The organism is Tepidimonas charontis (genome assembly GCF_007556685.1).
Lineage (GTDB): Bacteria > Pseudomonadota > Gammaproteobacteria > Burkholderiales > Burkholderiaceae_C > Tepidimonas > Tepidimonas charontis.
Genome location: NZ_VJON01000030.1, coordinates 14,550 through 36,109, shown reverse-complemented (window position 1 = coordinate 36,109; position 21,560 = coordinate 14,550). Strand labels below are relative to the sequence as shown.

The window sequence follows — 21,560 nt, the reverse complement described above, 5'->3', positions numbered from 1 at the left end:
CGTGCGGGTGTGGGCCCATGCGATGCTCGGCCAGGTGGGCGGGCGGCGTGTCGGGGGCGGAGACTGGGGTCTGCCCCACCGGGCGTGCCTGGGTGCCCGACGGCTGCCGGTACCAGCCGGGGTCGCGGGTGTCGCCGGGGGCCAGGTCGCGCCGCACCTTCAGTACGGTGAACATGCCACCCATCTCGATGGGGCCGTAGGGGCCGGTGCCGGTCATCATCGGGAAGGTGTTGTCCGGCAGCGGCATCTCCATTGCGCCCATGTCGGCCATACCGCGTTCGCCCATCACCATGTAGTCGGGTACCAGGCGCTGCATGCGGTGCACCAGTCCGCGGTGGTCCAGGCCGATCAGGTTGGGCACACCGTGTCCCATCGCCCCCATGGTGTGGTGGCTTTTGTGGCAGTGCATGGCCCAGTCGCCTTCTTCGTCGGCGATGAATTCGATTTGCCGCATTTGCCCCACGGCGATGTCCACCGTCACTTCGGGCCAGCGCGCCTCGGGACGGACCGGGCCGCCGTCGGTGCCGGTGACCTCGAACTCGATGCCGTGGATGTGGATGGGGTGGTTGGTCATCGTCAAGTTGCCGATGCGCACCCGCACGCGCTCACCCAGACGCGCCACCAACGGGTCGATGCCGGGGAAGACGCGGCTGTTCCACGCCCAAATGTTGAAATCCAGCATGGTGTTGGGGTTGGGCGTGCGCGCCCCAGGGGTGACGTCGAAGGCGTTGAGCAGGAAGCAGTAGTCGCGATCGACGTCGGCGATCCAGGGGTGTGGCTGGCGCGGATGCGTCACCCACATGCCCATCATGCCCATCGCCATTTGCACCATTTCATCGGCGTGCGGGTGGTACATGAAGGTACCCGGTCGGCGCGCGACGAACTCGTAGACGAAGGTCTGGCCCGGCGGGATTTGCGGCTGGTTGAGACCGCCGACCCCATCCATTCCATTGGGCAAGCGTTGTCCGTGCCAGTGGATGGTGGTGTGCTCGGGCAAGCGGTTGGTGACGAACAGGCGCACGCGGTCGCCTTCTACCACCTCGATGGTGGGCCCGGGGCTGCTGCCGTTGTAGCCCCACAAATTGACGGAGAAGCCGGGCGCGAATTCACGCACCACCGGTTCGGCTACCAGGTGAAATTCCTTGACGCCGTCCTTGAGTCGAAAGGGCAGGGTCCAGCCGTTGAGGGTGACCACCGGCCGGTACGGGCGCCCGGCGCTGGTGACGCCCGCCGGCGTCCACGGCGCGGCGGTGCTGGGGTCGGAGCGCACCACGGGGTCGGGCAGAGCGGCCAGCGCCGATCGCGCCACGCTCGTGCCAGCCAGGGCGGCAGCGCCCCCGGTGAGGGCGCGGGTCAAAAAGTGTCGGCGTTCCATGGTCAGTGTCCTTTCTCGGCAGGGGCGGTGGCGGGTTCGGTGGCCGGGCTGGGGCCGCGCCAGGGCAGACCCCAGGTCACGGCATCCAGGGCCAGGGCGGCCAGCCAGGCGTCGCGCTCGGCGCCCACCACGCGGTGCTGCGCGCCCAGGCGCTGGCGCACCGCGTCCAGCAGGTCCCAGGGGCTGGCCAGCATGCCGTTGTAGCGCAGCAGGGTTTCTTCTTCGAGTTGACGCATCTGTGCCAACCCGTTCTGGCGCAGAGCCTGGGCCCGCTGGCGCAGGTCGTGCGCTGCGTGCTGCGCCTGCCAACGGTCGGCGTCGAGCTGGCGCTGCAGCGCCTGCCACTGGGCCTCGGCGGTCAAGGCCGCTTCCCAGGCGTGCGGCCAGGCTGGCTGGCGCCAGTGGACGCGCGGGGCGGGAGCGTCGGGCCGCTGGATGGCCTCGGCCACCATGCGGTGCCACGTGTCTTGCAATGTTTGCCAGTCATCCTCCGTCAGGGCTGCGCGTGCACGCGCGCGCTGCACTTGTAGTTGCGCCCATGCCGGGTGGCGCGCGCGTTGCCGGATCGCCACCTCATCGGCACTGGGCAAGGCCGGCAGCGGTGGCAGCGCGGCAGGCAGCCGGCGCCCAAGCGCCGCCGGATCATCGGCACCGCCCACCTGCTGCCACAGGCGCGCGAGCGCCTGCTGCTCGGCTGCCCGCGCAGCCACCAGGGTCTCCACGACCTCGGTGTGGGTGCGTTCGTGGCGCAGGCGCTGCTCGGTGCTGAAGTGACCCACTGCGTGCTGGCGGCGGGCCAATTCGGCGGCGAGGTCGGCTGCCTCGACCATCTGTTCGACCAAGCGGCGCTGCGCGCGTGCAGCCACCGCTTCGACCCAAGCGGCGCGGGCTTGCCCCAGCAGCGCGGCGATGGCGCGGTCGCGCGCGGTGCGATCGAGCGGGTTGTCCGCGGGGCCAACGCGCAGCGCGGGCCGCTCGGCAAGAACCAAAGCGTCGAGCGCATCGAGGGTCAAGGGGGGATCTTGGGCCTGGTCATCGGCGGCGTGTACGGGCTGGTCGAGGCCGTGTGCCTGCTCCCAGCGCAACAAGTCGGCGTGGCCACGCGGCATGGCGCCCACCTGTTCGTTGGCAGCGCGCCAGCGCCGCAGTGCCTCGTCGATGGATGTCGGGCGCGTGAGCGCAGACGGCCCATCGTGTGAGGATGGGGTTGTCGGTTGGACGGTCGGGGCCGGCGGCTCGGCCGGTGCATGGTGGTGGGTGGTTTGCGCCCATGCAGGTAGGGTTATCACACAAGCCAGCACCGCCCACCCCCACCGAGGGGTAAAAAGGGGTTTCATCACCATTGAAATCCGGAAAAGAGGTCGATGACGACGCCGAGCCTGCGCAGCAGGCTCGGCACGCGGCAGGAGAACCGCGATTCAGGCGATGGGGGGATGTAGGTCGGGCGCCCACAACTCACCCGCTCGGGGTTCGTCGGGCTGGGGCCGCCAGTCGCGTTCGGGCAGGCGGAGACTGCACGCGGGCACGGTGACCGACATGGGCGGGTTGTGGCACAGGTCACAAAGGGCGCACGTGGCCGCGCTCCAGGCCGCGCCGTCCGCGACGCTGTGCGAGGCGGCTGCCGTGCCATCGTCTTCGGCTGGTTGCCCCGCATGTGTATGGCCGTTGGGCGCAACGGCGGCGCCGTCTGCGTGGTGGACGCCGAGGTGGGGCGTCTGGTCGGTGGCGTGGCAGGGCCACAACGCCATGGCATCTGCCGCCCACAACCGCCAGGGCAGCAAAGCCAACAGCAACCACAGCAGATATCGTCGCATGCCCCCCAATGGTACCAGAATGAGGCCGACCGTGTATGTCCCGCACCGGATCGGGGGCTGGCCGACGTCGTCGTTGGTCACGTCGCGTGGCGGGTACGCGGCGTCGGCGCTGGCCGCTCTCAGTGCGCCGGTGTGCCAGTGCGGGCAGGGGGCCGGTTCAGGCCGAGTGTGCCCAGGGCCAGAGCGACGAACACCGCGCCGAGCCACGGCAGATGCACCAGGCCGATCCAGCCGATGGCCGCGCCGCCGATGGCTGCGCCCAAGGCGGTGCCGATATACACCATCGAGGCATTGAGGCTGAGCAGCAGCGGTGCCTGTGCGAACGCCAGCTCGGCCAAGCGCGATTGCTGCGGCGTCATCAAGCCAAAGCCGCACACCGTCCACAGCGCAAATACCGCCGCCGTCCACGGCAGGTGTCCGGCCGTCCAGGGGGCTGCGATCATGGCCGCCAGCAAACAGGTCAGCGCCAGCGCCAAGGTCCGCTGCGGCCCCAAGCGGTCTGCCGCCCAGCCACCGGCCAAGGTGCCCGCCACGCCCGCCAGGCCGATGCCGCCCAGCAGGGCGCTCAATCCGGCGGGGCTGAGCGGATTGAGTGCCAGCTGCACCGGCCCCATGTAGGCCGTGACGACGAAGATGCCGGTGAAGTACAGCAGCGTCAGGGCCAGCGCGGCCCAGATGTCGTGCCGATGCCAGATCGGGCGCAGCGACAGCGTTGGCGCGCCGCTACCAGCGCGCAATGGCGGCATATGCCGCCGCAAACCCCACGCCATCAGCAACGCGGCCACGGCGACGCTGGCCAGCGGCCAGCGCCAGCCCCATTGCAGGCCGACCCAGGCGCCGTAGGGCATGCCCAGTACATAACTGAGGCTCATGCCCAGAAAGACGCGCGACAGCCCGCGCCCGCGCAGGGCGGGGTCTGCGGTTTGTACCGCCAAGCCGGCGGCCACGGGCGTGAAGACGGCACCCGCCCCCATCAGGACACGGCCAGTCAACAGGGTGACCATGTTGGGCGCGAGGGCGCACACGGCGGCGCCCAGCGCAAACAGCCCCAGCGCCAGCGGCAGCAAGCGGGTACGCGGCCACCGAGCCGTCGCCATGAGCAGCGCGGGCGCCAAAACGGCGTTGGCCAGGGCGTAGATGGTCATGGTTTGTCCGGCTGCGCCCAAGCCGATGCCCAGCCCCGTGGCGATGGCGCTGAGGTAGCCGGTGACACCGAAGGCGCCGGTACCGATCACGAAGTTGCAGCCGGCCAGCCACCACAGCCAGCCCGGCAGTGCCGCTGGCGGCGGCGATGGATGGGGCGCAACAGCGACGCCATGGGTGGCTGGCGCGTCGACAGCGGTCAGGTCGTGCGTCGGCGCCGGCGGGGTCGAGGCCATGCGCCGATGGTAGAGGGTGGGGCGGGCGGGCGTGGCCCGCAGACGTCACCGGCGAGACAAACCGCCCTTGGCAGCGGCGCAGGCGTCTGTCTATCCTGAGGTCGCGTCGTGTGACACAACAACACATCCACCCAATGAGGAGACTGCACCGTGAACCAAGCGACCTCGACGCATGTCGTCAGTACCGACGACCGTCCCTACGCCCGCGTCTGGCCGGCGCGGGTGCCGCGCGCCATCCAGCCCCCACAGACATCCCTTTGGTTCAACCTGGAGGTCAGCGCTCGGCGCTATCCGTCCAAGCCCGCCACCGTCTTCTTCGATCACGTGATGACGTACCCGCAGCTGCTGCAGCAGGCCGAGCGCGTGGCGGCTTGGTTGGCGGCGCACGGGGTGCAGCGGGGCGACCGCGTCATCCTGTATTTGCAAAACTGTCCGCAGTTCATCGTGGCCTACTACGCCATCCTGCGCGCCAACGCGGTGGTGGTGCCGGTCAATCCCATGAACAAGACCGAGGAGCTGGGACACTACATCACCGATCCACAGGCCCGTGTGGCGATTGCTGCTGCCGATCTGGCCCCGGCGCTGTGCGCCGCCGATGCAGCCCTGCCGCCCGAGCAGCGTCTGAAGCACTTGTTGGTGCTGCACTACCGTGATGCCATGCCCGCGGATGCGTTCGAGGGTGACGCCGTGCCGGCCGCATGGCGCGATTGGCTGGCCACGCGCCACCCGTTGCCCGCGTTGACGCGGGGCCGCGTGGCCGACTGGGCCGATGCGCTGGCCTGCACCGACCCCTTGCCGCCGCACACCGTGGGCCCAGACGATTTGGCGGTGCTGCCCTACACCAGTGGTACCACAGGGTTGCCCAAGGGCTGTATGCACCCGCACCGCACGCTCATGCACAACGCGGTGGCTGCCGCGGTGTGGGCCAACGGCACGGCCGAAAACGTCGGCCTGCTGGTGGTGCCGATGTTTCACATCACCGGCATGGTCGCGGGGATGCACACCAGCGTCTATCTGGGCGCGACGGCGGTGATCATGCCGCGCTGGGATCGCGACTTGGCCGGGCGGCTGATCTCACGCTGGAGAGTCACGCACTGGACCAACATCCCCACGATGGTCATCGACCTGTTGGCCAGTCCCCACTTCGATCAATATGACCTGTCGAGTCTGGTCTTCATCGGCGGCGGCGGCGCGGCGATGCCCGCGGCAGTGGCGCAGCGCCTGTTCGAGCAGTTTGGCCTGCGCTACGTGGAAGGCTACGGCCTGACCGAGACCGCGGCGCCGTCGCACCACAATCCGCCCGATCGGCCGCAGCCCCAGTGCCTGGGCGTGCCCTTCATCGGCTGTGATGCGCGCATCGTCGATCCCGAGACGCTGCAGGAACTGCCCGTGGGCGAGACTGGCGAGATCGTCGTCAGCGGCCCCATGGTGTTCGATGGCTACTGGCAGCGTCCGCAGGCCACGGCCGCGGTGTTTTTCGAACGGCGTGGGCGGCGGTATTTTCGCACTGGCGACCTGGGCCGGATGGACGAGCAAGGTTACTTCTACATCACCGACCGACTCAAGCGCATGATCAATGCCAGCGGCTTCAAGGTCTGGCCAGCCGAGGTCGAAGCGCTGATGTACCGTCACCCCGCCATCGCCGAGGTGTGCGTGATCGGCGTGCCCGACGCCTACCGCGGTGAAACCGTCAAGGCCGTCGTCGTGTTGCGCGACAGCGCTCGCGGCACCGTCGGCGAGGCCGATCTCATCGCCTGGTGCCACGAGCACATGGCGGCCTACAAGGCCCCGCGCATCGTGCAGTTCGTGGATGCCTTGCCCAAGAGCGGTAGCGGCAAAGTGATGTGGCGGCTGCTGCAGGAGGCCGAGCGTGCCGCCGCCGGCGCGACGGCTTGACGCGCCCGAGTGCACGAGCCGCCGTGCGCCCCGAAACCGTGCCCGTGGCCGCCGTCACTCGGCCTGCCGTGCCAGAATGCGCAGGCTGCGGTGCACTGCCCGCGCCGCCGGCGTCGCATGCGACACCCCGTGCATCAGACGTCCGGCAGCTGCTGCCAAGCCCAGGGCGTGATCGGCGCCGTCCCGAGGAGACCTGAACCATGTTTCGTGCCCTGTTGATCGACAAAACCGAGGCCGGCCATCGCTGCGCCGTGACCGAGCTGCCCGACGACCGTCTGCCTGCCGGCGAGGTGACGGTGTACGTGTCGCACTCCACCCTCAATTACAAGGACGCGCTGGCCATCACCGGGCGTACGCCGGTGGTGCGGCAATTTCCGATGGTGCCGGGCATCGATTTGGCGGGCACCGTGGAGGCCAGCACGGACGAGCGTTTTCGCCCCGGGGATGCGGTACTGCTCAACGGCTGGGGCGTCGGCGAGGTGCACTGGGGCGGGCTGGCGCAGCGTGCGCGCCTGAAGGCGGATTGGCTGCTGCCCCTGCCCGCCGGATTGACGGCCGCCGACGCGATGGCCATCGGCACCGCTGGCTACACCGCCATGCTGTGCGTGATGGCGCTGCAGGCGCACTGGGCGGCTCAGGACGTGGCACCGGGCAGCGGTGACGTGTTGGTCACCGGGGCGGCGGGTGGCGTGGGCAGCATCGCCGTGGCCTTGCTGGCACGCGCCGGGCACCGCGTGGTGGCCAGCACCGGTCGCCCGCACGAGGCCGACTATCTGCGGTCGCTGGGTGCGGCCGAGGTCATCGACCGCGCCGCGCTGGCGGCGCCGGGCAAGCCCTTGCAAAAGGAGCGCTGGATCGGCGTGGTGGACGCCGTGGGCAGCCACACGCTGGCCAACGCCTGCGCCAGCACCCGCTACGGCGGCGCCGTGGCGGCCTGCGGGCTGGCGCAGGGAATGGACTTTCCGGCCACGGTGGCGCCGTTCATCCTGCGTGGCGTCACGCTCTATGGCATCGACAGCGTGATGGCACCGATGGCGCGCCGCCGCATCGCGTGGCAGCGCCTGGCCGCCGAGCTGGACCGATCGTTGCTGGCGCGCATGACGCGCACCATCGGACTGGCCGATGCCGTGCCGGCAGCCGACGATGTGCTGGCCGGGCGCGTGCGCGGGCGGCTGGTGGTGGACGTCAACGCCTGACGTGGGCTTATGCGCCCCCGCTGGCTGTTGCGGGCACGATGTGCCGATAAGCATGCCACGTGGCGTGTCCCAACACCGGCCCCACCACCAGCAGCCCAAGGAAGGCAGGCAGCATCGCCAGCAAACACAGTCCGGTGATCAATGCCCCCCACAGGAACATGGGGATGGGGTTTTGAAGGCAGGCGCGAAAGCTCGTCAACGCAGCCGACACCGCATCGGTCTGGCGATCCAGGATCATCGGGATCGAGATCGCGCTGCTGACGAAGATCAGCCCGGCGAAGATCGCACCGACCGCCACGTACGTGATGATGAACGCCAGATTGTCCAGGCTGAGCAGGGCGGCCAGCATGTTTTCGCTGGAAGGCATGGTATCCATGGTGACCGCAAACACCACCAGCGAAGCGCGGCCCCACAGCATCTCCAAAATCAGCAGCACGCCGGCGAAGATGGCCATGGTGGACAGCGTCGGACGCCAGGCCCACAACGACGCGCGTAGACTGGGGCGGCGCCCTTGCTCCAGTGCACGGCTGGCGTCGTACAGTCCCAAGGCCAGAAACGGCCCCATCAACAAGAAGCCTGCGCTGAGCGCCAGCACGTACGCCGGGGCGTGCTGGAAGGTCTGCCACAGCGCCTGCCCCATCAACGCAAAGCATGCGCCATAGAACAGTCCAATGCGCGGGCAGGCGCGAAAGTCACGCCAGCCCAGCGCCAGCCAGCGCAGCGGGTCGCGGGCCCGCAGGGACGTCAAAGGCAGGTCGAAAACCGATTCGCGACGAGCGCGGGTCGCCGAGTCCGGTCGTTCGGTTGGGCGCGACTCGCTCGACGTCGGGGGGTGCAGGGTGTCCATCGCAAGCACTCCAGAAGCAGATCGGTTTGACAAATATCAAACATGCACCGTAGCGCAAGGTTTGGGTCGTGTCCAGTTCGCGTTTTCCCGTACCGGCTGGGGTTCCTCCTTGCGCGGCACGCGGTACGGGAAGCGTGGCGAGCGCAGCCCGCCGGCGACGGTCAATACGAGGCAGCGGCGCAGGCGGGTAGACTGCAGGGGCAGGCGGGTAGCGGGAACGAGCCCCAGGGACCACGTGCGACTGGTCGAGCGCCGCAACGGTAGCGCTGCCCGATGGCCGGCGCCGGGGGGTGGGCGACGAGGGGGGCGACGGGTGTCAGCTGCGCAGAGGTGTGCGGCGCCGATGTGGGGGCTGGGCAGGCTACACTGCAGGGCATCATGCATGTAACGTTTCCTGCGCCAACGGTCGAGGCGGATGCGCTGGTGCCCACCCTGCAGCGACAGGGCTTTGCGGTCTTGGGGCCGGCGGCGGTGAGTGCGTGGCTGGATGTGCCCTTGCCTGCGTTGCGGGCCTTGCATCCGGCCTGGGACGATTTGCCGCCCGACCGCTATCTGAAGGATGGCGGACGCTATCGCCGCCGCCGTCACGGTTGCTTCGTGGTCGACGGCGACGCCGTGCGGCGGGTGCCCGACCGCGCCCACTACCAACCGCTGGAGTACAACGCGCTGCACGGGGGTATGCGGCGCTGGTTCGCCCCCCTGACTCCGGCCTTACTGGACGCTCCAGCGTGGACACGCTTGTTGCAGCGTACGGCTGCGCTGGCCACTGCGCTGCGCGGGCCGCAGCCATGGTATGTGGAGGCGCATCCGTTTCGCATCGACACCACCGGCGGCATCGGTCGGCCCACGCCGGAGGGCGCGCACCGTGACGGCGTCGACCTGGTGGCCGTTTTCCTACTGGACCGCCACAACATCAAAGGCGGTGAGAGCCGCGTGTTCGACGCCGCCGGCCCGCACGGCCAGCGCTTCACGCTGTCCGAACCCTGGTCGGCGTTGCTGCTGGACGACGAGCGCGTCATTCACGAAACCACGCCCATCCAGCCCCTGCGCGAGGGTGAGCTGGGCTGGCGCGACACCCTGGTGCTGACATGCCGCGCTAGCGGGTTTTTGGGCGACTGAATGCAGCGCCAATCGGCGCTGCACTCAACCGTACGTGGCCGGCGCGCTGCGCCGGTGGTGTTCGGGGTGGCGCAGTGTCGGCTAGGGCGGGCGTATCCCGGTGGCCGAGCCCGGAATGCCGTTCGGAAGCCCGCCCTCGCGCTGGCGTTGATGAGGGCGCTTGCCTCACTGCGGCTGAAAACCGCTGTCGCGGATGATGCGTGCCCACACCGCGGTGTAGGCGCGCTCGCGCCGCGCCAGCTGCTCGCCGGTCATGGGCTCGACCGTCAGTCCCATCGCGGTCAAACGTTCGCGCACCACGGGTTGTGCCAGCGCCTTGAACAGCGCGGCGGCGATGCGTTCGCGCTCGGCTACCGGCGTGCTGGCCGGGGCAAACAAGCCGTAGTAGGGCACCTCCTCGAAGCCCGCCACGCCCAGCTCGGCAAAGGTGGGCACTTCGGGCAGCAGGGCCTGCCGTGCGTGTCCCATCACGGCCACGATGCGCAGCTTGCCCGCTTTGTGGTTTTCGATGAAGTCAGGCACCGAGCCGATACCGGCCGGGATCTGGTTGCCCAGCATGTCGGCCATCATCGGGGCGCTGCCCCGGTAGGGCACCGGCGTGAGTTCGAGCCGCTCGCGCTGGCCCAGCGTCTGCACCAAAAATTGCGGCACCGAGGCGGGCGCCGGGATGCCGACGCCGGCCCGGCCACCCTGCTGCCGTACCCACGCGACGAAATCACGGTAGTTGCTGGCCGGTGTGCCCCCCGAGACCGCCAGTGCATTGACGAAGGTGGCAAACCCTGCCACTGCAACGAAGTCCTTGGCCGGGTCGAAGCCAGGGTTGCGCAGCACTTGGGGCAGGATCGAGATGGTGTGGTCGTGCGTCAAGAACAGGGTCGTACCGTCCGGCGCAGCCGCTTTGAGCGCCTGTGCCGCCAACTGGCCGCCCGCGCCGGCGCGGTTTTCCACGATCACCGGCGCCCCCAGCGCCTCGCGCAAGGGATCGGCCAGCAGGCGGGCGATGGCATCGGTGCCACCGCCGGGCGGGAAGCCGACGAGTATTTTGATGGTGCGCGGATCGGCCCAGGCGGTGGTCAGGGGAAAGGCCGCAGCGCTGATGACCGCCAGCGAACGGGTCAGCCAATGGCGGCGGGTAAAGGGGGTAAGGGACATGGCAATCGACTCCTGCACGGGTTTGGCAAATGAAAAAACGGGTGTCAATCGGCCTCGCGCACGTCGGCCACCACCGGATCGCCGAAGTCCGGGCGCTGCAGCCAAGCGAGCACGCGCCGGGCCGCTTCGTCCGGGCTGGCCAATTGACCGCAGGACGAACCGGTTACGCCGGACGCACCAATCAAGATGGTCAAATGCCGCACCGTCGTGGCGCCAATTGTGACACCGCCGCGTGCGTGGCGCTACGGGATAATTGGGAGGCAATGTGGATCGATACCCACTGCCATCTGGATGCGCCAGAGTTCGGTGCCGAGGCGTTGACCGAGCGCGAACGGGCCCGGGCCGCCGGGGTGACGTGGTGCGTGTTGCCGGCGGTGCGCGTGGCCGATTTCGACGCCGTGCGGGCGCTGGCGCACCGCACGGGCGACGCGTATGCGCTGGGCATCCACCCGCTGTGCGTGCCCGACGCCACCGACGCCGACCTGCGGCGGCTCGACGAGGCGCTGGGCGACTGGCGCGCCGACCCGCGTTTGGTGGCGGTGGGGGAAATCGGGCTGGATTTTTTCGTGCCCCGCTTGTGTGAGCCGGCGTTGCGTGCGCAGCAACAGCGCTTTTACCGCGCGCAGCTGGCGTTGGCGCAGCGCCATGGATTGCCGGTGATATTGCATGTGCGCCGCTCCGCCGATGCGCTGCTGGCCGGCCTGCGTGCCCAGGCCGCGTCGGCGCGCCCGGTGTGTGGTGGCATTGCCCATGCCTTCAATGGCAGCTGGCAGCAGGCGATGGCCTTCGTTGCACTGGGGTTTCGTTTGGGCTTTGGCGGTGCGGCCACGTTCGACGGCGCGCGGCGCCTGCGTGCGCTGTGGCAGGCTCTGCCTGCCGAAGCGCTGGTGTTGGAGACCGACGCGCCCGACATTCCGCCCCAGTGGTTGTACGTGCCGGCAGCACAGCGCTGCGCTGGCACACCCCAAGGGCGTAACAGTCCGGCGGAGCTGCCCCGCATCGGGGCGGTGCTGGCGGCGCTGCGCGGCCTGCCGGCCCCAGTGCTGGCCGCACGGACCAGGGCCAATGCGTGCGCGGCGCTGCCGCGTCTGGGCGCCCTGGCCGGCGCGGGCACGGGATCGGGGGTGGTGACATGAACCGCGGGCCGCGCCTGCAGGGCCTGGCCCCTGTCCTCGCGCCGCACACACGCCTGGTGGTGCTGGGCAGTTTTCCAAGCGTCGCTTCGCTGCAGGCGCAGCAGTACTATGCCCACCCACGCAACCATTTTTGGCGGATTTTGGCGACGCTGTGGGACATGCCGCTGCTCCAGTGGCCTTACGAGCGTCGACTGCACACCTTACTGGAACATGGCATGGGGTTGTGGGACGTGTACGCGGAATGCGAGCGCGAGGGCAGCTTGGACAGCGCCATTCGCGCGGCGCGCCTGAACGATCTGGCCAGCCTGCGCCAGCGCTGCCCCGGCTTGCAGGCGGTGGCCCACAACGGGGGGGAGAGCTGGCGTTGCGCGCGCATCACGCGCGCCCTGGGCGTGGCGGTGGAGCGTTTGCCCTCCAGCAGCCCTGCCAATGCCTCGTGGAGTCTGGCACGCAAGGTGGCGGCTTGGGCCGACGTGCTGACCCGGCACCGGGTGCCGGTGCGCTGGGTGCCGCCGCGCACCGCCGGGCCGGAGGGCGAGCGATGACGCGGCGTCCGTCTCGTGCCGCGCCGCCCCTGCCGCCGGTGTCGCTGTCCGAGGAAGGGGGGCTGCGCCACCTGCATCTGGGCACGCCATGGATTCAGGGCAGTATGCGTCGGGCCAAGCCCGACGATCTGGCGCTGGAATACGTGCAGCGCATGATGGCATGGCTGCTGTTCGTCGACCCCGACAGCGTGGCGGGGCGCTGTGCCGTGCAACTGGGTTTGGGGGCCGGAGCGATCACCAAATTTTGTCATCGGCGCCTCGGTATGGACACCGTGGCGGTGGAGCTCAACCCCCAGGTGGTGGCGGCCTGCCGGGCGTGGTTTCGGCTGCCACCCGACGGCCCCGGCTTGCGCGTGGTCGTCGCCGATGCCGCCGACTGGGTGCGCGAGCCGGCCTGGGTCGGCGCCGTCGATGCCCTCGCCGTCGACCTCTACGACCACGACGCGGGTGCCCCGGTGCTGGACAGCGCCGACTTCTACGGCGACTGTCGCCGGCTGCTCAGCGCCGACGGACAACTCACGGTCAACCTGTTTGGCCGCAACGCCCGCTTCGAGCAGTCGCTGGCGGCGCTGGCACAGGCGTTTGGGCGCGAAGCGCTTTGGACCTTCCGACCCACCCGGGAAGGCAATATCGTGGTGCTGGCGCAACGCCAGCCCATGCGCCCCGATGCCCGACGGCTGGCCGAGCGTGCCGATGTCATTCGCCAACGCTGGGGACTGCCGGCGCACCGCTGGTTGCGCGCCCTGCGCCCGGAGGTTCCATGAGCGCCGCGCCGACAACGACGGCGGTGCCGAGTCCTGCCGCGACACGGCGCAGCGGTTTGCTGTTGGCCGCGGCCGGGGCGGTTGCCTTCAGCGGCAAGGCCATCATCGTCAAACTCGCCTACCGCCACGGGGTGGACGCCGTCACCCTGTTGATGTATCGCATGCTCTTTGCCTTGCCGCTGTTCGCGGCCATGCTGTGGTGGGTGACCCGCCGTGCCGGGCCCACCGCACCGCCGCTGCGCGGACGCGACTGGGCCGGGGTGTTATGGCTGGGTCTGACGGGCTACTACGCGGCGAGCTTTTTGGACTTTTGGGGCCTGCAGTACATCAGCGCCAGCCTGGAGCGGCTGATTCTGTACCTGAACCCGACGCTGGTGCTGGTGCTGGGCTGGTTGCTGTATCGCCGCCGCCTACAGGTGCGTCAGTTGGCAGCCATGGCGCTGAGCTATGGCGGTGTTTTGCTCGTCTTTGGGCACGAACTGCGCTTCGATGGTTGGAACACCGTCGTCGGCGCTGCATTGGTGCTGGCCAGCGCCGTCAGTTATGCCTTGTATCTGGCGCACAGCGGGCAGATGGTGCAGCGATTCGACGCACTGCGCTTGGTAGGCTGGGCCACCCTCGTTGCGTGCGTGCTGTGTCTGCTGCAATTTGCCCTGCTGCGGCCGCTGTCGGCGGCCTGGGTGCCCGCCCCGGTGCTGTGGTTGTCGCTGGCCAATGCCGTGCTGTGCACCTTCGCCCCTGTCATCATGGTCATGATGGCCATCGAGCGCATCGGTGCCAGTCTCACCGCCCAGATTGGCATGATCGGCCCACTGTCGACCATCGCCCTGGGGGTGGTGCTGCTGGGCGAGCCGCTCAACGCCTGGATCGCGGCGGGCACCGCCGCCGTTTTGGCGGGCGTGTGGTGGGCCAGCCGCGCGGCGGCAGGCTGATCCCACCCTGGGCATCACTTGGCCAGTTCGGCCTGTGTGGCCGCGTCCAACTGCCCGGTCTGCGGCAGATTGCGCTTGGCCTGGAAGGCGCGCAGCGCGTTGCGCGTGCGTGTGCCCATTTTGCCGTCTGGCACGCCCACGTCATAGCCCAGCTGAGCCAGTTTGCGCTGGGCGTCGAGCAGGGTCATACCCGTCGCGGCGGTCGTCGGTTGCGGAGCCGCCGTTTGGGCTGGAGTCGGTTGGGCAGGCGCGGCACCATCGACCTGCAGTCGTCCTCCCGTGCCCAGGCCCCGGTCGCCCATCGACTGGGCGGTGTAGTTGCGCAGCGCCTGGATCATCTGGTTGTAAGCGTTGACGAACGCCGCCACGATGACCTTGCCTTGCGGTGTGTTCGAGTAACCTCCTAAGCCAGCGCCGAGGCCGCCACCGACCACGAAGCCGCCGAGCGAGAAGTCGGTGTTCGACGAGCTGCCCTCGGCCGCCGAGACCTGTACGCCGGAGCGGTTGTCGGTGAGCAACAGCACGGTCGATGCCTCGTTTTTGCGGATGCCGCCCACGATCAGACCCGCCCAGCCGCCGATGGCCGCGCCGATATTTTGGGTACCCTTTTGGTCAAATATGATCTCCGGCGTGATCGAGTAATCTGCGGCGACCATCTGCCCTTTGCCAAAGTTGCTGCCTTGCCGCAACTCGCCACTTTGCTGCAGCTGCCGCTCCATGTTCATGTTGTTCATCGCGCGTCCGCGCTCGACGACGATGAAGCAATTGCTCTGCTGCACCAGCAAGCGCAGCACCGGGATGGTCGAGCCAAGCTTGTACTCCCGCAGGGTCATGAACCAGGGTGATTCCTGGTTTTCCACCAGCGCCACCGTCCCAAACGGCCGCTCACATCGCTCGATTTGGCTGCTGGCGTTTTGGGCGGTTGCGCCACCGGCGGCGCCGGTGACGGTCGTCTTGGCGCTGTCGTCGCCCACCTTCGGGGCGGTCGAGACGCAACCGGCCAGCCCCACGGCCGTCAAGACGGCCAACCCCATTGCTTTGGTTCGCATGCACAGACTCCTTGCAGTCACAATCAATGCTTATTGCTTGGGGACAGCGAAAGCGGCGCGCAGCGGCGCGACTGCCCCAACCTCCCTCCGTTTGGAGCGGGGATTCTCATCATAATCAACCGCTGGCCAGCGAAGGAGACGACCGATGGATTTGGGCATTGCAGGACGTTGGGCCTTGGTATGCGGCGCCAGTCGAGGATTGGGTTGGGGTTGTGCACGCGCGCTGGCGCTGGAAGGGGTCCATGTCGTCATGACAGCACGTGGCGCCGAGGCATTGGCCGCGGCGGCCGCGCAATTACGTGCCGAATTGCCCCCTGGGGCGCGCAACCGCATCCTGACGGTGGCCGCCGACGTGACGACGGACGCGGGGCGTGCCGCCCTGTTCAGCGTTGCCGACGGCCCAGGCGCTGATTTCGACATTCTAGTCACCAACGCCGGCGGGCCGCCGCCGGGTGATTTCCGTCAATGGGACCGCGACACCTGGCTGCGCGCGCTCGAGGCCAACATGCTCGCGCCCATCGAGCTCATCAAAGCCACGGTCGATGGTATGGCGGCGCGCGGCTTTGGCCGTATCGTCAACATCACCTCCAGCGCGGTCAAGGCCCCCATCGATATCTTGGGCCTGAGCAACGGCGCGCGCAGTGGCCTGACGGGTTTCGTCGCCGGGTTGGCACGCAGCGCACTGGCGGCGCAGGGTGTCACGATCAACAATCTGCTACCGGGCAAGTTTGCCACCGACCGCTTGCGCGCGACCTTGCAGGCCGCCGCGGACAAAAGCGGCCAGCCCTTGGAGGTGATCGAAGCGGCTCAACGCCAGCAGATTCCGGCCCGGCGTTTTGGCACGCCGCAGGAGTTCGGTGCCATTTGCGCCTTTTTGTGCAGCGTGCACGCGGCCTATATCACCGGGCAGAATCTTTTGGTCGATGGTGGGGCGTACCCGGGGACGTTTTGAGTCACGGCGATCGTGGCATCGGTCGAGGCCGCAGGCGGCATCGCGCCCGTGTCCGCTTGGTCCGCTGCTGGCACCCAGGCGCCGCCAGCGGCAGATGCCGCGCGAGGCGCTCGCGGACACAGGGGCAGCACCACTTCGCGCGCGGTCTCGGCGGCCGTACGCGGCGGCTATCCTCACCCGCGCCGCGACGACACGACGATGCCGGCGACGATCAGTACGAACGCCAGCGCGTGGTAGAGCTCGGGCGTCTCGCCCAGCCACACGGACGACATCAGGGCGGCGAATAACGGCGTCAGATTGGTGAAGAAGCCCGCCACCGTGGGGCCGGCGCGCTGCACCCCTTCGCCCCAGCAGCGGTAGGCGATGATCGATGGGCCCACCGCCACGAACAACAAAATCGCCGCCAGCGTCGGGCTCCAGTGGATGTGGGTCGGCATATTCGCTGGCGGCGCGATCGACAGCCACAGCCACTCCAAGCCGGTGAGCGCGCTGGCACTGACCAGGCCAAAGGCGGTCTGGGCCAGCAGGAAGGCCGCCCAGTCGTTGCGGATCTCGGCCGGCTCGGCGCGGCGCGTCAGCAACCAGCTGTAGCAGGCCCAGGTGAGGGCGGCCGCCAGCATCCAAGCGTCACCCGGCACCAGGCGCAGGGCCAGCAGGCGTTGCCACTCGCCATGGGACAGCACCACCCCCACGCCGCCGAGCGACAACACCGCCCCCAACAACTGACGGCCCAGCACCGGGGCGCGAAAAAACAACCGTCCCACCAGCATCATCCACACCGGCATGCTGGAAGCCACCAGCGTGACGTTGAGGGCGCTGGACGTGTGCAGCGCCAGATATTGCAACATGTTGTAGCCAGCGATGGCCAACAGCCCCAGCAGGGTGAAACGGCGCCATGCGCCCCACAGGGGGCTGCCGGGGCGCAGCACCCAACCCGCCAGCGGCAACAACAGCACGAAGGCCAGCACCCAGCGCAGCCAGTTGAACGTGATGGGCGGAATCCACGCGGCGGCCAGGCGGCCAACCACCGCGTTGCCGGCCCACAGCAGGGGCGGAAGGATCAACAAGCCGACGGTGGATGGCGTCAAGGGCGCAGCAGCGGAGCGGGACATGGACGCAACTGTAGCCGAGGTGCAGCTGGGCAGCACCGTGATCGACGGCGTTCCCCAGGAGTCTACGTGGCGATGGAAACGCCAGCTTGGCGCGGCCGGCCGTTGGTCGGGGCCCGCCCAACGCACGACAGCCACGGTCCGTGGGCGCCGTGGATCCATCGCCACCGGCACGGTGTCGCCTACGGACGGCCGCGCCGGTCACACCGATCCGAAACCGAAGGCGCACGCAAGGCAGCGGGCGGGCAGAATACGCGGGTGCCAGGGCAGCCGTCGTGGCGCCATGGCGGCGTCATCGGCCCAACCATCGCCGTCCGTGCGGTGGCCGTGGCATGGCACGGTTTTCGGTATTCCAGCAGGAGCCACCCAGATGATTTCCAGTCGCGCCGTTCAAATCGAAGCCCATGGTGGCCCCGAGGTTTTACACTTGGTCGACGTGGCCGTTGGTGACCCGGGCCCCGGCGAGGTGCGCATCCGCCACCACGCCATTGGTCTGAACTTCATCGACGTCTACCACCGCACCGGCCTGTACCCGATGGCCCTGCCCGCACGCTTGGGGATGGAAGGGGCCGGGGTGGTCGAGGCCATCGGCCCCGGTGTGACCCATCTCGCGGTCGGCGACCGCGTCGCCTATGCGTCGCAGCCGCCCGGCAGCTATTGCGACGTGCGCGTCATGCCGGCGATGAACGTTTGCCGCTTGCCCGATGCCATCTCATTCGAAGAGGGGGCGGCGATGATGCTCAAAGGGCTGACCGCCCAGTATCTGCTCAAGCACTGCCGACCCGTGGAGGGCTTGCACGCCGGTGACTTCGTGCTGCTGCACGCGGCCGCGGGCGGGGTTGGCCTGATCGTGTGCCAGTGGGCACGCGCGCTGGGCCTGCGCGTCATCGGCACTGCCGGCAGCGACGACAAATGCGCGCTGGCGTGCGCCCACGGTGCCGAGCACTGTATCAACTATCGCCGCGAGAACTTCGTCGAGCGTGTCAAGGCCATCACGGGCGGACGAGGCGTCAAGGTGGTGTACGACTCGGTGGGCAAGGATACCTGGGACGGTTCGCTGGACTGCCTGGCACCGTTTGGCTTGATGGTCTCGTTTGGCAACGCCAGCGGCCCGGTGCCACCGTTTGCGCCGGGTCTTTTGGGGCCCAAGGGGTCGCTGTACGTGACGCGGCAGACGCTCTTTACCCACATCACCAGCCGTGAACGCACCCAGGCCATGGCCAACGACCTGTTTGCCGTCGTCCGACAAGGGCAGGTCAAAATCCATATTGCCCAGCGCTTCCCGCTGGCCCAGGTGCAGGATGCACACCGGGCGCTGGAAGCGCGCCAAACGACCGGTTCGACCGTGTTGTTGCCGTAAAGCCGCCAAACGTAGCCGCAACGGGGCGCACCGGTGAACGCGTCCGCACTGGCGGCCCGGCGTGACGGGCGCCGGTCACGCGGCCGCCATGGTCTCGGACGGTGCTCAGCGCGGGCGGTGATGCCGCGCGGACTCGACGGTGCGCTCGCACCAATAGGTCAGTTCGTGGCCGCGTGCCGGCTCGCGCACCACCTGCAGCCCGGTAAACCCGTGCGGACCGACGGCTGGCGCAGTCGGCAAGTAGCTGCCTTGGTGTAGCAGCATCGGTTCACCGTCGCGCATGCCGTAGGTGCGGATGACGACCCCCGCGCCGGGCTGCGGCGGGACGCGGTTGACCACCTCAACGAGCACGCTGGCGCCCTGCAACAGCGGGGGCGGATCGACGGCGTGGGGCTGAGGCGGGATGACGAAGGAGCGCGTGGCGCCCGCGTACGCGACGTGACAGACGATGGGCTGCGCCGTCGACGCGGCACCTATCACGGCCAGCACGAATCCCAACCATGCGCGACAGCGCCGGGTGGGGGTGGAACGGGCCGGATGCACGCAATCCATACCGCTGCATTGTATGTGTTCGCGCAGTCGCTGGGGGCCGGCAGGCACGCCAGCCCACGGCTCAATCGAAACCGATGCGTTTGGCCGTGGACAGCACCTGCACCACGTCGCGCGTGGCTTGACTGAACGGTGTGCCCGGGGCGATGCTTTCTTCGGCCTGCAGCCATTGGCGTTGATTGATCAATTCGCCCACGCCTGCAGCCACTTGATGGAAATGCCGGTGACGCTCAATCAACTCCGAAAAACGCGGCTTGCCGCCAAAGCGCCGCTGTCCATCGCCGTAAATCCATTTGCCCAGGGCGCAGCAGTCGTCGCGGCGCAGCGTCTCCACATCGACCGTGGTTTGGTTTTCGATGGCATCGCGCAGCTTGACCTTCCACTGACGGTGGGCATCGATGATGCCGTCGATGTCCAGTCCCTCGACCTTGCTGGCGTACTGCGAGGTGCTGCCCGAGAGCCGGAATTCATCGACGAGCGCCGCCATGCGCAGCGCCGCGTCGCGTTGGCTGGCGGCGGCAGTGGCCGTTTCTTCGGCCAATGCCGCATTTTGCTGGGTGTTGCGGTCGAGCTCCTGCACCGCCTCACCGATCTGGCGCACACCGAGCTGCTGCTCGCGCGCCGCGTTGGCCACTTCCTCCATGAGCGTGCGCGTGCGCTGCGCCGACGACACGATCTCCTGAATGACGCTGCCGACGTTTTGCACCACCGTCACGCCCTCGTTGACGTCTTGCACGTTGCGCTCGATCAGATCTTTGATCTCCTTGGCCGCTTGGCCCGAGCGCTGGGCAAGCTGCCGCACTTCGCCGGCCACCACGGCAAAACCGCGCCCGGCTTCGCCGGCGCGGGCTGCTTCCACCGCGGCGTTGAGCGCCAGAATGTTGGTTTGGAAGGCGATGCCGTCGATGACGCCGGTAATGTCACGAATGCGCGCCGAGGACTCCTCCAGCCGCCGCATGGTCTGCACCACGCGCTCGACGATGTCACCGCCGCGCGCGGCCGACTGCGCGTTGTCTTGTGCGAGCTGCGCGGCCTGTGCCACCAAGTCCGCGGTGTTCGCACTGGTGGAGGTGGTCTGCTCCAAGGCGGCGGACGATTCTTCCAGCGCAGCGGCCGAGGATTCGGCCCGCGCGGCCACGTCGCGCGCCCCGTTTGCAATTTCGATCGCGGAGTACACCACCTCGTTGCTGGCGTGGCGCACGGCGCGAATGATGTCGGTCAGCGCTGCCTGCAGGTAGCCCAGTTCGCGCTCCAGACTGCCGAGCGAGTCACCGGAGCTGGCGCGAATCGGCACGCGCATATCGCCCATGGACAGGGTGAGCATCTCACGCCGGATCACGCGCACGCGGCGCGTGACGGTGCGCAGCGTCCAGGCCGCGCCCAGGGCGGCGCCCAGCAGCGTGGCGCCGTCGATGGCCCAGCGCCACAATGGTACCGCTGACCCCATGCCGAGCCACGTCAGTAAATCGGCCAACAGCGGCAGGGCCGCGGCTGCGCCCACGACCCAACACCCGGTGACGAGGTTGTCGCGCACGACCGGGGCTTGCGCGGTGGAGCTGGCGGAAGCGGGGGCAGGCAGAGCGTGTGTGGTCATGTCTCCTCTCCAAGGGTTGGGCCCGAGGTCGGTTTGGTTTGGGCGCCAACGGAATGGATTTGTTGTATCATAGAACTGGGTACGAGGCGCTTGGCGTCAGAAGATGCCTCCGTGCCGACGGACATTCCCATAATACCACCAGGAAAATGGGGCGGCTGCGTTGCTGCACGGGCTGGACGTGAGGTGACGGCCAGCTGGCCGGGGTGCCACTGTGCGCGCTGGACGCGGCAGATCCGTGCGTCTCAAACCCAGACACCCATCTTGCGCTCACCGACTGCGCCGCACGCGCCAAAATTCGTCCAGGATGAGGCCGATGGCGCCGATGGTGATGGCGGTGTCCGCGACGTTGAAGGAGGGAAAGTGCCCCCCCGCGAACAGGGGCGCAAGCCAGCGAAAGTGAAAGTCCAGCATGTCCACCACGTAGCCGCGCAGCAGGCGATCGATCACATTGCCCAGCGCGCCGCCCAGCAGACACGCCAGCGAAAAGGCAAACAGCCGCTGGTGCGCGTGGCTGCGCAGCATCCAGACGATGAAGACGGCCACCGCCAGCCCGATGGCGGTGAAGAGCCAGCGTTGCCAGCCTCCGGCGTTGGCCAGGAAAGAAAACGCCGCCCCGGGGTTGTGCACGCGCACGATGTTGAAAAACGACGTCACCGGGGTGACCTCGCCCAGTCGGTAGAAGCCGACGATGAGTGTTTTGGTGAACTGATCGAGCAGGACGATGGCAAAGGCCAGTCCGAGCCAGGTCAGCATGCCGCGGGAGGACGCTTTGGCCATGGGAGCGTGGATGGT

General features: G+C 68.5%; 19 protein-coding genes and 1 pseudogene. 9 read left to right on the top strand and 11 right to left on the bottom strand.

What is annotated here, in order from left to right; all coding sequences use genetic code 11:
- The 3 genes from Tchar_RS09215 to Tchar_RS09205 form a co-directional block, all read right to left on the bottom strand.
- Positions 1-1,375: multicopper oxidase family protein (locus tag Tchar_RS09215; RefSeq protein WP_144328765.1), on the bottom strand; the 1,375-nt coding region annotated here is incomplete at its 3' end.
- 2 nt (positions 1,376-1,377) lie between these two features.
- The gene (locus Tchar_RS09210) at positions 1,378-2,484 is read right to left on the bottom strand and encodes a TolC family protein (RefSeq protein ID WP_161595493.1); all 1,107 of its coding nucleotides are present in this window, start codon (positions 2,482-2,484) and stop codon (positions 1,378-1,380) included.
- Positions 2,485-3,308: 824 nt separating this feature from the next.
- Positions 3,309-4,568 carry an MFS transporter gene (locus Tchar_RS09205; protein ID WP_144328763.1) on the bottom strand — a complete coding sequence of 420 codons (1,260 nt, stop codon included), beginning with the start codon at positions 4,566-4,568 and terminating at the stop codon, positions 3,309-3,311.
- A gap of 150 nt (positions 4,569-4,718) precedes the next feature.
- Between Tchar_RS09205 and Tchar_RS09200 the strand changes: the two genes are divergently transcribed.
- On the top strand, positions 4,719-6,464 hold the full coding sequence (locus tag Tchar_RS09200) for a long-chain fatty acid--CoA ligase (RefSeq protein WP_144328762.1): 1,746 nt from the start codon (positions 4,719-4,721) through the stop codon (positions 6,462-6,464).
- A 200-nt stretch (positions 6,465-6,664) separates the two neighbouring features.
- On the top strand, positions 6,665-7,660 hold the full coding sequence (gene acuI / locus Tchar_RS09195) for an acrylyl-CoA reductase (NADPH) (RefSeq protein ID WP_144328761.1): 996 nt from the start codon (positions 6,665-6,667) through the stop codon (positions 7,658-7,660).
- A gap of 7 nt (positions 7,661-7,667) precedes the next feature.
- On the opposite strand, the gene Tchar_RS09190 is transcribed toward acuI, so the two are convergent.
- Positions 7,668-8,507 (bottom strand): DUF2189 domain-containing protein, encoded by an 840-nt coding sequence (locus Tchar_RS09190; protein ID WP_144328760.1) that lies wholly within the window; start codon positions 8,505-8,507, stop codon positions 7,668-7,670.
- Between the two features lie 375 nt (positions 8,508-8,882).
- Between Tchar_RS09190 and Tchar_RS09185 the strand changes: the two genes are divergently transcribed.
- Positions 8,883-9,626, top strand: a complete 744-nt coding sequence (locus Tchar_RS09185) for a 2OG-Fe dioxygenase family protein (RefSeq protein WP_408033545.1) — start codon at positions 8,883-8,885, stop codon at positions 9,624-9,626.
- A gap of 165 nt (positions 9,627-9,791) precedes the next feature.
- On the opposite strand, the gene Tchar_RS09180 is transcribed toward Tchar_RS09185, so the two are convergent.
- Together Tchar_RS09180 and Tchar_RS09175 are read right to left on the bottom strand one after the other, a co-directional pair.
- A complete protein-coding gene (locus tag Tchar_RS09180; protein ID WP_144328758.1) occupies positions 9,792-10,778 on the bottom strand; it encodes a Bug family tripartite tricarboxylate transporter substrate binding protein in 987 nt (328 codons plus the stop codon).
- A gap of 44 nt (positions 10,779-10,822) precedes the next feature.
- Positions 10,823-10,933 (bottom strand): annotated as a pseudogene (locus Tchar_RS09175) (SDR family NAD(P)-dependent oxidoreductase); the annotation flags it as partial.
- Positions 10,934-11,041: 108 nt separating this feature from the next.
- Here Tchar_RS09175 and Tchar_RS09170 point away from each other — a divergent pair.
- From Tchar_RS09170 to Tchar_RS09155, 4 genes are read left to right on the top strand one after another with little or no spacing between them, the layout of a single operon-like run.
- A complete protein-coding gene (locus Tchar_RS09170) occupies positions 11,042-11,914 on the top strand; it encodes a TatD family hydrolase (RefSeq protein ID WP_144328757.1) in 873 nt (290 codons plus the stop codon).
- A complete protein-coding gene (locus Tchar_RS09165; protein ID WP_144328756.1) occupies positions 11,911-12,459 on the top strand; it encodes a DNA-deoxyinosine glycosylase in 549 nt (182 codons plus the stop codon). The genes Tchar_RS09170 and Tchar_RS09165 overlap by 4 nt, the downstream gene beginning before the upstream one ends.
- The gene (locus tag Tchar_RS09160) at positions 12,456-13,223 is read left to right on the top strand and encodes a class I SAM-dependent methyltransferase (protein ID WP_144328755.1); all 768 of its coding nucleotides are present in this window, start codon (positions 12,456-12,458) and stop codon (positions 13,221-13,223) included. Before Tchar_RS09165 ends, Tchar_RS09160 begins: the two co-directional genes overlap by 4 nt.
- Positions 13,220-14,155: a DMT family transporter gene (locus tag Tchar_RS09155; RefSeq protein WP_144328754.1), complete on the top strand. Its 936-nt coding sequence runs from the start codon at positions 13,220-13,222 to the stop codon at positions 14,153-14,155. The genes Tchar_RS09160 and Tchar_RS09155 overlap by 4 nt, the downstream gene beginning before the upstream one ends.
- Positions 14,156-14,169: 14 nt before the next feature.
- On the opposite strand, the gene Tchar_RS09150 is transcribed toward Tchar_RS09155, so the two are convergent.
- Positions 14,170-15,204 (bottom strand): peptidoglycan-binding protein, encoded by a 1,035-nt coding sequence (locus Tchar_RS09150; RefSeq protein ID WP_144328753.1) that lies wholly within the window; start codon positions 15,202-15,204, stop codon positions 14,170-14,172.
- 145 nt (positions 15,205-15,349) lie between these two features.
- Here Tchar_RS09150 and Tchar_RS09145 point away from each other — a divergent pair, with 145 nt between their 5' ends.
- Positions 15,350-16,156, top strand: coding sequence for an SDR family oxidoreductase (locus Tchar_RS09145; RefSeq protein ID WP_144328752.1), 807 nt, complete (start codon positions 15,350-15,352; stop codon positions 16,154-16,156).
- Between the two features lie 173 nt (positions 16,157-16,329).
- On the opposite strand, the gene Tchar_RS09140 is transcribed toward Tchar_RS09145, so the two are convergent.
- The gene (locus Tchar_RS09140; RefSeq protein WP_144328751.1) at positions 16,330-17,268 is read right to left on the bottom strand and encodes a DMT family transporter; all 939 of its coding nucleotides are present in this window, start codon (positions 17,266-17,268) and stop codon (positions 16,330-16,332) included.
- Between the two features lie 367 nt (positions 17,269-17,635).
- Between Tchar_RS09140 and Tchar_RS09135 the strand changes: the two genes are divergently transcribed.
- Positions 17,636-18,625 carry a quinone oxidoreductase family protein gene (locus Tchar_RS09135; RefSeq protein WP_144328750.1) on the top strand — a complete coding sequence of 330 codons (990 nt, stop codon included), beginning with the start codon at positions 17,636-17,638 and terminating at the stop codon, positions 18,623-18,625.
- A gap of 105 nt (positions 18,626-18,730) precedes the next feature.
- On the opposite strand, the gene Tchar_RS09130 is transcribed toward Tchar_RS09135, so the two are convergent.
- The 3 genes from Tchar_RS09130 to lspA all read right to left on the bottom strand — a co-directional run bounded on the left by Tchar_RS09130 (position 18,731) and on the right by lspA (position 21,545).
- Entirely contained in the window at positions 18,731-19,114 is a 384-nt protein-coding gene (locus Tchar_RS09130) for a hypothetical protein (RefSeq protein WP_144328749.1), read from the bottom strand.
- 124 nt (positions 19,115-19,238) lie between these two features.
- Positions 19,239-20,768, bottom strand: coding sequence for a methyl-accepting chemotaxis protein (locus Tchar_RS09125; RefSeq protein WP_144328748.1), 1,530 nt, complete (start codon positions 20,766-20,768; stop codon positions 19,239-19,241).
- A 267-nt stretch (positions 20,769-21,035) separates the two neighbouring features.
- A complete protein-coding gene (lspA, locus tag Tchar_RS09120; RefSeq protein ID WP_144328747.1) occupies positions 21,036-21,545 on the bottom strand; it encodes a signal peptidase II in 510 nt (169 codons plus the stop codon).
- Positions 21,546-21,560 lie beyond the last annotated feature (15 nt).

What these genes read in the sequence shown, in the direction of transcription:
- Tchar_RS09210 (WP_161595493.1), bottom strand. Translation starts at nt 2,484, where the DNA reads ATGCCGCGTGGCCACGCCGACTTGTTGCGCTGGGAGCAGGCACACGGC.
- Tchar_RS09205 (WP_144328763.1), bottom strand. Translation starts at nt 4,568, where the DNA reads ATGGCCTCGACCCCGCCGGCGCCGACGCACGACCTGACCGCTGTCGAC.
- acuI (WP_144328761.1), top strand. Translation starts at nt 6,665, where the DNA reads ATGTTTCGTGCCCTGTTGATCGACAAAACCGAGGCCGGCCATCGCTGC.
- Tchar_RS09190 (WP_144328760.1), bottom strand. Translation starts at nt 8,507, where the DNA reads ATGGACACCCTGCACCCCCCGACGTCGAGCGAGTCGCGCCCAACCGAA.
- Tchar_RS09180 (WP_144328758.1), bottom strand. Translation starts at nt 10,778, where the DNA reads ATGTCCCTTACCCCCTTTACCCGCCGCCATTGGCTGACCCGTTCGCTG.
- Tchar_RS09170 (WP_144328757.1), top strand. Translation starts at nt 11,042, where the DNA reads ATGTGGATCGATACCCACTGCCATCTGGATGCGCCAGAGTTCGGTGCC.
- Tchar_RS09165 (WP_144328756.1), top strand. Translation starts at nt 11,911, where the DNA reads ATGAACCGCGGGCCGCGCCTGCAGGGCCTGGCCCCTGTCCTCGCGCCG.
- Tchar_RS09160 (WP_144328755.1), top strand. Translation starts at nt 12,456, where the DNA reads ATGACGCGGCGTCCGTCTCGTGCCGCGCCGCCCCTGCCGCCGGTGTCG.
- Tchar_RS09155 (WP_144328754.1), top strand. Translation starts at nt 13,220, where the DNA reads ATGAGCGCCGCGCCGACAACGACGGCGGTGCCGAGTCCTGCCGCGACA.
- Tchar_RS09150 (WP_144328753.1), bottom strand. Translation starts at nt 15,204, where the DNA reads ATGCGAACCAAAGCAATGGGGTTGGCCGTCTTGACGGCCGTGGGGCTG.
- Tchar_RS09145 (WP_144328752.1), top strand. Translation starts at nt 15,350, where the DNA reads ATGGATTTGGGCATTGCAGGACGTTGGGCCTTGGTATGCGGCGCCAGT.
- Tchar_RS09140 (WP_144328751.1), bottom strand. Translation starts at nt 17,268, where the DNA reads ATGTCCCGCTCCGCTGCTGCGCCCTTGACGCCATCCACCGTCGGCTTG.
- Tchar_RS09135 (WP_144328750.1), top strand. Translation starts at nt 17,636, where the DNA reads ATGATTTCCAGTCGCGCCGTTCAAATCGAAGCCCATGGTGGCCCCGAG.
- Tchar_RS09125 (WP_144328748.1), bottom strand. Translation starts at nt 20,768, where the DNA reads ATGACCACACACGCTCTGCCTGCCCCCGCTTCCGCCAGCTCCACCGCG.
- lspA (WP_144328747.1), bottom strand. Translation starts at nt 21,545, where the DNA reads ATGGCCAAAGCGTCCTCCCGCGGCATGCTGACCTGGCTCGGACTGGCC.